The sequence below is a fragment of the Planobispora rosea genome (assembly GCF_014648175.1).
Classification (GTDB): Bacteria; Actinomycetota; Actinomycetes; order Streptosporangiales; family Streptosporangiaceae; genus Planobispora; species Planobispora rosea.
On record NZ_BMQP01000031.1, the window covers coordinates 86,108 to 95,123 of the forward strand.

A 9,016-nucleotide genomic window follows, 5' to 3' on the forward strand; every position below is an offset into this window, starting at 1 on the left:
GAGCGCCACGGCCCGGCCGGCCGCGGCCGGCGCCTTCGCGGAGCCTCACCGGGGGTGGGAGGCCTGGAGCTCGGCTCGGACGGCCGGGGTCAGCACCTGGCCGGCCCGTTCGACCAGCAGGGTCATCTGGTACGCCACCAGACCCATGTCGCAGTCCGGGGCGGCCAGCACGGCGAGGCAGGAACCATCGCTGATCGCCATGATGAGGAGCAGCCCTCGCTGCATCTCCACCACGGTCTGGGTCACGCCGCCGCCCTCGAAGACCCGGGACGCGCCCTGGGTCAGGCTGAGCAGGCCGGACGCGACCGCGGCCAGCTGGTCCGCCCTGTCCCGGGGGAACCCGTCCGAGAACGCCAGCGGCAGACCGTCCGTCGACACGACGACCGTGTGCGCGACGCCGGGAACGTTGTTCACGAAGTCGGTGATCAACCAGTTGACTCCGCGAGCGGCCTGGCTCAACTCACGCACGGGTCGTCCTCCTCGGCCATGGTGATGGGTTCTCTCACCGGTCCTCATTTCCTTCAACGCTCCCGCCGGGAGCGGGATACGTGTGTCCTTCGTCGACTTCGCCTCTGGCCACGGCCCGGCCCTGCCGTACTCCCCGCTGGAAGCTCGACAGCCGGCTGCGCACCGCCTCCGGGGAGACGGACGGCCGCGGGGCGGGCGGGGGGGCCGGGGACGAGGCGGGCACGGCCGAGCCGGGCACCAGGTTCGCCTTGGGCACCCGCTTGGGCAGCCCGGCGCCGGTGACCCCGCCGAGCGAGGGATCCTGAGCCGCCCGGGCCGCCTGCCAGCCCGCGTCGGCGGGCGAGGACCAGGCGTTCCTCGGCGGAGCCTGGACCGTGGTGGTCTCCTGCGCGTCCTCGTCGCGGGCCGCCGGGGCGGGGACGTGGGCGGGGGGGTCGGCTTTCCTGAACCAGTCGGACTCCACCGCCGCGAAGATCGGCAGGAACTCCTCCCGTTCCTCCTCCAGGGGGTGGGAGGCCGGCACCACGGGCAGCGGCCCGGTGGCCTCGGGCTCCATCCCGAACCCGCGCCGGCCCGGCGGCCCGGCGGAGGAGTCCGCCCACGATCCGGAGTCCGGCGGGAAGGTGCTGGGCCAGCCCGGTACGGCCCCCGGCGGGGGCGCCTGGGCCGGCCACGGGGTGTCGACCGGCGCCTGACCGGCATTCCCGCCGCCCGCGGAGAACAGGGACCCGGAGTGGAAGGAGTCGGACTGTCCCGCGTCGAAGGAGTTGAACGCCTGCTGGGCGGCCTCGAACGAGGAGAACGCGGGCCGCCCGCCGTCCAGCGTGACCGGGCTGGCCAGCACCGGCGGGGTCACCTGCCCCCAGTCGGAGCTCCCCTGCGGGATCGAGGGCACCGATGCCCAGTTCCCGCTGCTCTGCGGCACCGGAGGCGGCATCGGAGGCGCCTGCGGTGCCGGGCCTCCCCAGCCGCCCTGCACCGCGGCCGGCATGCCCGGCACCGGTCCTGCGCCGGCGGCCGCGAGCAGTTCCTCCGGCAGCAGCACCATGGCGGTCAGGCCGCCGGTGTCCTGCTGTCTGAGCTGGACGCGGATGCCGTGCCGCAGGGCCAGGCGGCCGACCACGAACAGGCCCATCCGGCGGGAGACCGAGACGTCCACCACCGGCGGGTGGGCCAGCCGGTGGTTGACCTGCGCGAGTTCCTCGGAGGTCATGCCGATGCCGAGGTCGGCGACGGAGATCATCACGCCGCCGCCGTCGATGCGGTTGCTGGACACGATGACCTTCGTCTCGCGGGGAGAGAAGGAGATGGCGTTCTCCACCAGCTCGGCGATCAGGTGCACCACGTCGTTGACGCAGGTGCCGGCCACGGAGATCCCGCCGGAGATCCGCAGCTCCACCCTCTCGTAGCTCTCCACCTCCGACAGGGAGGCGCGGACCACGTCGATCAGAGGGATGGGCTGGCTCCACCGGCGCGCGGGTTCCTGTCCGGCGAGGACCAGGAGGTTCTCGCTGTTGCGGCGCATACGGGTGGCCAGGTGGTCCAGCCGGAACAGGCTGCCGAGGCGGTTCTCGTCCTGCTCGCCCTGTTCGAGGCTCTCGATGAGCGCCAGCTGGCGTTCGACCAGGGTCTGGCTGCGGCGGGAGAGGTTGACGAACATCGCGTTGACGTTGCTCCGCAGCGACGCCTCCTCGCCCGCCAGCCGTACGGCCTCGCGGTGGACCTCGTCGAAGGCCCGGGCCACCTCGCCGATCTCGTCGTCCGAGACCACCCCGATGGGCGCGACCTCGGCCGAGGGCACGTCACCGCTCTCCCGGAGGCTCTGCACGGTTTCGGGGAGGCGCTGTCCCGCGATGGACAACGCCTCGGTCCGCAGCCTGCGGAGCGGCTTGACCAGCGACCGGGCCATGACGGCGGTGATCAGCAGGACGACGAGGAGGAGGGCGATGATCACGCCCGCGGAGACGAGTCCGTTGCGCCGCTCCTGCTCCCCGAGCGCGGCGCTGCGCGCGATGACGAAGTCGAGGAGCTCCCGCTCGACCGAGTACATGCGGTTGACCGTGTCGGTGGCCGCGTCGAACCACCGGCTCGCCTCGGTTCCGCGTCCGGTCGTGATGTTCTTCAGGAAGTCGCGTTCCTGGCCGAGCACGAGTGCGCGGGCCCGGATGAACTCCGCGTTGTCGACCTTCTTGCCGGTGACGGTGTCGTCGTAGAGCTGGCGTTGTTCCAGGGACGCCTCGGAACGGAACACGTTCAGCTCGCTGTCGCGCTGGGTGCGGGCGGAGGCCGCCGCGTCCATGCCGGCGGTGTCGAACCGCCCGGCCTGCAGGGCGATGGAGAGCGTCGCCCGCTCCTTCGACATCTCGTCCTTCGCCCTGGCCAGCGCGCGCAGCGCGGTGACGCTGCGGATGAGCGGGCTGTCGGACTCTCCCTGGCTGATGTTGTCGTGGAGCGACAGCAGGTCGGCGATGGGCCGGGAGTAGATGTCGACGGCGGGCTGGGCCTGCAGGTTCGTCCCGGTGACGGCGGTGCGGAGGGCGTCGATCTCCGACAGCCGGTTGTCGATGCGCTGGAACTCCTCGGCGGAGATCTGCCCGACGATGTCCCGGGCGAGCTTCATGTGCTCCTGCGCGGCCGTGGCCGCCTCGTCGACCTTCCGGTGCTGTCTGTTCAGCGCGGCGAGCCCGTCCTCGGGCCGGCCGCTCGCGATGAACCTCGCGGAGAGGTCGCGTTCGAAAGCCAGTTCGTGGGCCAGCGCGCCGAGGCGGCTGGCCAGCGTCGCGGTCTCGTTCACCTGCCCGTAGTGGTCGGCTCGGCGGAGGGAGGAGACGACGCTCATGGAGCCGAGCACGATACCGACGACCGTGGGGACGAGCACCAGTGCGACGAGACGGGATCGCACGCGCCAATTCTTCAGCGCCAGGCGGTGGCCCGTTCGCAGGGTCGCGTCCCGGTCACCGGGGACTTGTGGCACGACGCTGGATTTACGGTCATCCCGGGCTAATTGAATGGTCACCGGCCTGGGCTACCTCTCACCGGAAATTGGGGGGTGTCACGCGTGAAACACGGATGCACTCATGACGACATCCTGTAAGCGTGGCCTATTTGAGCATAACGATACCGATGTGGCGAATAAGACAAAAGTGGCAAGCCGTTTTACGTATTTCCGCATAAAGTACACAAAACAGACATAAGGGAAATACCTAACATATATCCTCAAATAAGTGTTTATATCACTACATAAGTGACATCCATGGGATTAGCGATCAAGTATCCGCTAGGCTGACGCGCCGTCGCGTCGCAACCTCCCGCGCACGGGCCCGTACGACGGGAATGTGACACCCCTCAACTAAGGAGACATTCCATGAGGAATGGACGCGCTGTCCGTCATTCCCTCATCGGGCTGGTCACCGTTCTTGCGCTCGCCTCCTGCGGCGGTTCGGAAACCGCCGCCGCGCCCTCGAACGCGAAGGGCCTGGAGAAGACCGAGCTCAACATCGGCGTCGTCCCCGTGCCCTCCTCCGCCCCCCTCTTCATCGCCCAGGAGAAGGGGTTCTTCAAGGAGGAGGGACTGACCATCAAGACGGAGACCATCCAGGCTCCGCAGGCGGTCATGCCCAAGATCCTCAACGGCAGCATCGACGCCTTCCTGACCAGCTACGTCTCACTGATCACGATCAGTGACTCGGGTGCGGCCAAGCTCAAGATGCTCGCCGAGTCGCAGCAGGGCGCGCCCGGCATCAACGCGGTGATGGTCGTCAAGGACTCGCCCCTGAAGGAGCCGAAGGACCTCAAGGGCAAGAAGATCGCGGTCAACGTGGTCAAGGCCCTCGGCGAGGTCACCATCAGCGCGCAGCTGAAGGTCCACGGGCTGACGCCGGCCGACGTCAAGTTCGTGCCCGTGCCGTTCGCCGAGCAGCTCGCCCAGCTCAAGGCGGGCACCGTCGACGCCGCGTGGCTGGTCGAGCCCTACATCTCCGCCGCGCAGAAGGACCTCGGGGCCCGCGTCCTGATCGACACCCTGTCCGGCCAGACCGAGGGTCTCCCCCTCGACGGCTGGGCCGCCACGGACGAGTGGATCTCCAAGTACCCGAAGACCGCCGCCGCCTTCCAGCGCGCCATCAACAAGGCCCAGCAGATCGCCGCCACCGACCGGCAGGAGCTCAACAAGGTCATCCCGGGCTTCACCCAGATTCCCGCCGAGGTGGCGTCGAGCATGGCGATGGGCACCTTCTCCACCTCGCTCAACCCCTCCCGCGTCCAGCGCGTGGCCGACCTGCTGAGCGAGTTCCAGATCATCAAGAACAAGGTTGACGCCACCACGCTTCTGGCCTCCGCCCCGCAATGAACAGGAACGCGGTACTCCGCGGCGCTCTGGGCGTCGCGGGGTTCCTCCTCGTCATGGAGGTCCTGGGCCGGACCGGGGTCGTCGACCCCTACACCCTCCCGCTCGTCTCCTCCATCCTCGCCGGCGCGTTCGGACTCCTGTCGGACGAGGAGTTCCTCACCGGCGTCGGCATCACCCTCTCCTCGTCCGCGGCCGGACTGCTGATCGCCGTCGCGGTGGCCGTACCGTCCGGAGTCGTGCTGGGAACCATGCCGGCGGTCGAGCGCGCGGTGCGCCCCCTGGTGGAGTTCCTGCGCCCGATCCCTTCGGTGGCCCTGCTCCCGCTGGCGCTCTTCCTGTTCACCGTGGGCGAGCAGGGGAAGATCGCACTGATCGTCTACACCTCCTTCTGGGCGGTGCTGATCAACACGCTGTACGGCATGCGCGACGTCGACCCCCTGGCGAAGGAGACGCTGCGCAGCTTCGGCTTCGGCTCCTACGACGTGGTGCGGCGGGTGTCCCTGCCGAGCGCCGCACCGTTCATCACCACCGGCGTGCGGATCTCGGCCTCGGTCGCCCTCATCGTCGCGGTGAGCGTGGAGCTCATGGCGGGCGGCGACGGCATCGGCACCTTCGTCAGCGACGCGGCGGCGGGCAACCGCCGGGATCTGATGATCGCGGCCACCGCCTGGACGGGCCTCATCGGCCTTCTGATCAACTCGTTCCTGGCGGGGGTGGAACGGCGGGTCTTCCGCTGGCACCACGTGCAGGCCGGAGAGGACGTGACATGAGCAGGGTGATCACGCGAATCGCCCGGTTGTGGATCATTCCGGTCGCCCTCGTCACATGGGAGGTGATCACCAGAATCGCGGAGGCGGTCTATTTCCCCCCTCCCTCCACGATCCTGGTCCGCCTGCACGAGCTGTGGTTCTCGGGGCCGTTCACCCGGGCGTTCCTCACCCAGGAGTCGATCGATCATCTGCTGCCCAGCCTGGGCCGCCTGGTCCTGGGCTGGGGCGCGGCCTGCGCGGTGGCCGTCGCCGTCGGGGTGGCGCTGGGCCGCTCGGCGGTGATGTACGACTGCGTCAGCCCTCTGATCCATTTCTTCCGCTCGGTCCCCCCGCCGATGATGATCCCGATCTTCATGACCATGACGGGAGTCGGAACGCCCCTCCAGCTCGCCGCCATCGTCTTCGGTGTCGTCTGGCCCGTGCTCATCAACTCGCTCGACGGCGCCCGCTACGTGGACCGCAAGTATCTGGAGACCTGTGAGGCGTTCGGCGTCTCCCGGGTCCAGCGGGTGACCAGGGTCATCCTTCCCGCGGCGGCTCCCAAGATCTTCGCGGGGCTGCGGCTCAGCGTCGCGCTGGCCCTGATCATGATGATCATCTCGGAGTACGTCGGCAGCACCGAAGGGGTCGGCTACCACATGCTGGTCGCCCAGAGCCAGGTGGACATCCCCTCCATGTGGACCGCCATCGTCATCCTCGGCGCGCTGGGGCTCGTGCTCAACGCCGCGTTCCTCCGCGTCGAACGGCGCCTGCTCACCTGGCACCGCGCCGCCCGCACGAACGGGTGACCGGTCACCGGCCGCCGACGCTCCACGAGGCCCGCTCGTTGAGGAACTTGACGTCCTCGTCCGTGATCCGCCGCTGAGCGGCGGCCATCTCCGCCAGCTCCGCCGGCGTGAGCACCTCGGTGATGTCGGCGAACCCGCCGGGGGCCCGCTCGTTGATCATCGCGATGGTGCGCTCCATCGGCAGCTCGCGGTGGGCGAGCACCAGACCGGCGGTCACGGGCCCGCGCTCCGCCTCGTAGCGGGCCAGCCCGCCGGCCGGATCGGCCGCGGTGGCCAGCTCCCTGGCCAGGACGCGGGCGTCCAGTACGGCCTGCGAGCCGCCGTTGGCTCCCACCGGATACATCGGGTGGGCGGCGTCCCCCAGCAGGGTCACCCTGTCCCGGCCCCACCGGGGAAGCGGTTCCCTGTCCACCATGGGGTACTCCAGGATCCGCTCCGTGCCCCCGATGATCGCCGGCACGTCCAGGTAGGGGAACCGCCAGCCGTCGAAGTACGGGAGCACGTCCTCCAGGCGTCCCCGCCTGGACCAGTCGACGGCCGGGACGGGTCCGGGCCGGGACACCATCACCTCGGCCACCCAGTTGATCAGCACCCGCCCCCGCGGCCGGGTCGCGATGGGGTAGACCACGAACTTGGCCGCCAGGTTGGAACCCGCGACGACCTGCGTCCCCCCGTCGAGGAAGGGCTCCCCCTCGACCGTGCCGCGCCACATGCGGATCCCGTTCCACAACAGCGGACCGTCGCCGGGGTGCAGGCGCGCCCGGACGGTCGAGTGGATTCCGTCCGCGCCCACGAGGACGTCGGCCGCCTCCTTCACCCGCTCACCGGTCCGCATGTCGCGCAGCAGCGCCGTGACCCCCCGTCCGTCCTGCTGGAAGTCCTCCAGTGACAGCCCGGTCCTGACCGTGTCGGGACCGAGCCGCTCCCGTACCGCCTTCAGCAGCGACATCTGCAGCTCTCCGCGGTGGACGGCGTACTGGGGCCAGTTGTAGCCGCCGAGCGTCCCCCGGGGCAGCTCCAGGATCACTCCGCCGAACCTGTCGGTGAAGGTCAGGTGGCTCATCGGGATCCCGATGCCCGCGAGCATCTTCTCCAGACCCAGTTCGGTCAGCTCACGTACGGCGTGCGGCTGCAGGTTGATCCCCACGCCGAGGGGGCGCGGCTCCGTGACCGACTCCGCGACCGCGCAGTCGATTCCCGCGGCGTGGAGGCTCAGCGCCGCGGTGAGCCCACCGATGCCGCCACCGATGATCAGAACGCGCATGGCCTTCCCGGTCCCGTGCTCCCAGAGGGCTTGTGTCCTGTCCCCGACGTCCGGGTCCACGGCTCGGAGGGCATGGAGCACCGGGCGAGGGGTGGGCCGGAGCGCCTCCCCCAGGGAAGGCTCGGGAAGATCGATTGTACATATACCCTGAGAATTCCCCTCTGCTAATTTAATTCCATATCGCCAATACTCCCCATTGGCCCCACAGGCCAACATATATACATAAATCAGACACAATGGGGCCGCGGAGGCCGAGCTCCGCTAGGGTCCCCGGCCACATCCCCGTGAGACGCACCCCAGGGAATCACCTTGCTTGAGATCACCGGCCTCACCCACACCTACGGCACCGGCAAGAACGCGCACCGGGCGATCGACCAGCTCGACCTGAGCGTCACCCAGGGTGAGCTCCTCTGCGTCGTCGGGCCTTCAGGCTGCGGAAAGTCCACCCTGCTGCGTTCCATCGCCGGTCTCATCCAGCCGACCGGCGGAACCGTCACCGTGAGCGGAGTCCCGGTCCGGCAGACCCCGGACAACCTCGCCGTGGTCTTCCAGGACTACAGCCGCTCGCTGTTCCCGTGGATGTCCGTGGGCGACAACGTCGCGCTGCCCCTGCGCCGCCGGGGCATGGACCGCCGCCGGCGCAGGGAGGCCGCCCAGGAGGCCCTTGAGCAGGTGGGCCTGCCCGACGCCTCCGGGAAGTACCCCTTCGAGCTGTCCGGCGGCATGCAGCAGAGGGTGGCGATCGCCCGGGCGCTGGCCTACCGCCCCGCGTTGATGCTGATGGACGAGCCCTTCGGCTCCGTGGACGCCCAGACCAGAGAAGACCTGGAGGACCTCGTCCTCCAGGTCAGAGAACTCCACTCGATGACGATCGTCCTGATCACTCACGACATCGACGAGAGCGTCTACGTCGGAGACCGGGTCGTGGTGCTCTCCAAGGCGCCCGCGAGGGTGGTGGGGGATCTGCGTGTCGACCTCCCCGGCCCGCGCAACCAGATCTCCACCCGGGAGAATCCGGATTTCGTCCGCCTGCGCGCCGAGGTCGGCCGTCTGGTCCGGGGCGTGCAGACAGCCTCCGTGTCATGACGGATTTGAAGACCGCTTCAAAAATCACCGACCGGCCGAGACCCGTCGCCTTTTCACCTTGCGCTTCACGCGGCTGTCGCGCACAACGCCGCTGATCCCGGACTGAAAAACACCCGCCGTTCCGTACGGCGGGAAATTTTCTCCTTTGTTTTAGGGTTACGCTGATCCGCCGTTGTCCCGATCACTCCCCGGATGGCGTCTCCGTCTCCCCCCGACGGCGCGATCCGCATCGCCTAGTGCTGTGACCGGAAACGATCACCGGGTTGGCGTGTAGGTCGTCCTGGCCGGTTGG

7 protein-coding genes are annotated in these 9,016 nt (G+C 69.1%); 4 read left to right on the forward strand and 3 right to left on the reverse strand.

Annotated features, from left to right (window positions below; translation table 11 throughout):
* Nucleotides 1-45: 45 nt before the first annotated feature.
* Both IEZ08_RS27045 and IEZ08_RS27050 read right to left on the reverse strand, forming a co-directional pair.
* Nucleotides 46-468: a roadblock/LC7 domain-containing protein gene (locus IEZ08_RS27045; RefSeq protein WP_068921776.1), complete on the reverse strand. Its 423-nt coding sequence runs from the start codon at nucleotides 466-468 to the stop codon at nucleotides 46-48.
* Between the two features lie 34 nt (nucleotides 469-502).
* Nucleotides 503-3,370: a sensor histidine kinase gene (locus tag IEZ08_RS27050; protein ID WP_141703663.1), complete on the reverse strand. Its 2,868-nt coding sequence runs from the start codon at nucleotides 3,368-3,370 to the stop codon at nucleotides 503-505.
* Between the two features lie 462 nt (nucleotides 3,371-3,832).
* Between IEZ08_RS27050 and IEZ08_RS27055 the strand changes: the two genes are divergently transcribed.
* The 3 genes from IEZ08_RS27055 to IEZ08_RS27065 are packed head-to-tail and all read left to right on the forward strand — an operon-like array spanning nucleotide 3,833 to nucleotide 6,374.
* Nucleotides 3,833-4,816 (forward strand): ABC transporter substrate-binding protein, encoded by a 984-nt coding sequence (locus IEZ08_RS27055; protein WP_068921774.1) that lies wholly within the window; start codon nucleotides 3,833-3,835, stop codon nucleotides 4,814-4,816.
* Nucleotides 4,813-5,586, forward strand: a complete 774-nt coding sequence (locus IEZ08_RS27060) for an ABC transporter permease (RefSeq protein ID WP_068921773.1) — start codon at nucleotides 4,813-4,815, stop codon at nucleotides 5,584-5,586. The genes IEZ08_RS27055 and IEZ08_RS27060 overlap by 4 nt, the downstream gene beginning before the upstream one ends.
* Complete coding sequence (locus IEZ08_RS27065; RefSeq protein ID WP_189243243.1) at nucleotides 5,583-6,374, forward strand: ABC transporter permease; 792 nt, start codon at nucleotides 5,583-5,585, stop codon at nucleotides 6,372-6,374. Before IEZ08_RS27060 ends, IEZ08_RS27065 begins: the two co-directional genes overlap by 4 nt.
* A 4-nt stretch (nucleotides 6,375-6,378) precedes the next feature.
* On the opposite strand, the gene IEZ08_RS27070 is transcribed toward IEZ08_RS27065, so the two are convergent.
* Nucleotides 6,379-7,698 (reverse strand): flavin-dependent oxidoreductase, encoded by a 1,320-nt coding sequence (locus tag IEZ08_RS27070; RefSeq protein ID WP_229803528.1) that lies wholly within the window; start codon nucleotides 7,696-7,698, stop codon nucleotides 6,379-6,381.
* A gap of 249 nt (nucleotides 7,699-7,947) precedes the next feature.
* On the opposite strand from IEZ08_RS27070, the gene IEZ08_RS27075 reads away from it, so the two are divergent.
* Nucleotides 7,948-8,724, forward strand: coding sequence for an ABC transporter ATP-binding protein (locus IEZ08_RS27075; RefSeq protein WP_068921770.1), 777 nt, complete (start codon nucleotides 7,948-7,950; stop codon nucleotides 8,722-8,724).
* Nucleotides 8,725-9,016 lie beyond the last annotated feature (292 nt).

Coding starts and splice junctions, on each gene's coding strand:
- IEZ08_RS27055 (WP_068921774.1), top strand. CDS start 3,833: ATGAGGAATGGACGCGCTGTCCGTCATTCCCTCATCGGGCTGGTCACC.
- IEZ08_RS27060 (WP_068921773.1), top strand. CDS start 4,813: ATGAACAGGAACGCGGTACTCCGCGGCGCTCTGGGCGTCGCGGGGTTC.
- IEZ08_RS27065 (WP_189243243.1), top strand. CDS start 5,583: ATGAGCAGGGTGATCACGCGAATCGCCCGGTTGTGGATCATTCCGGTC.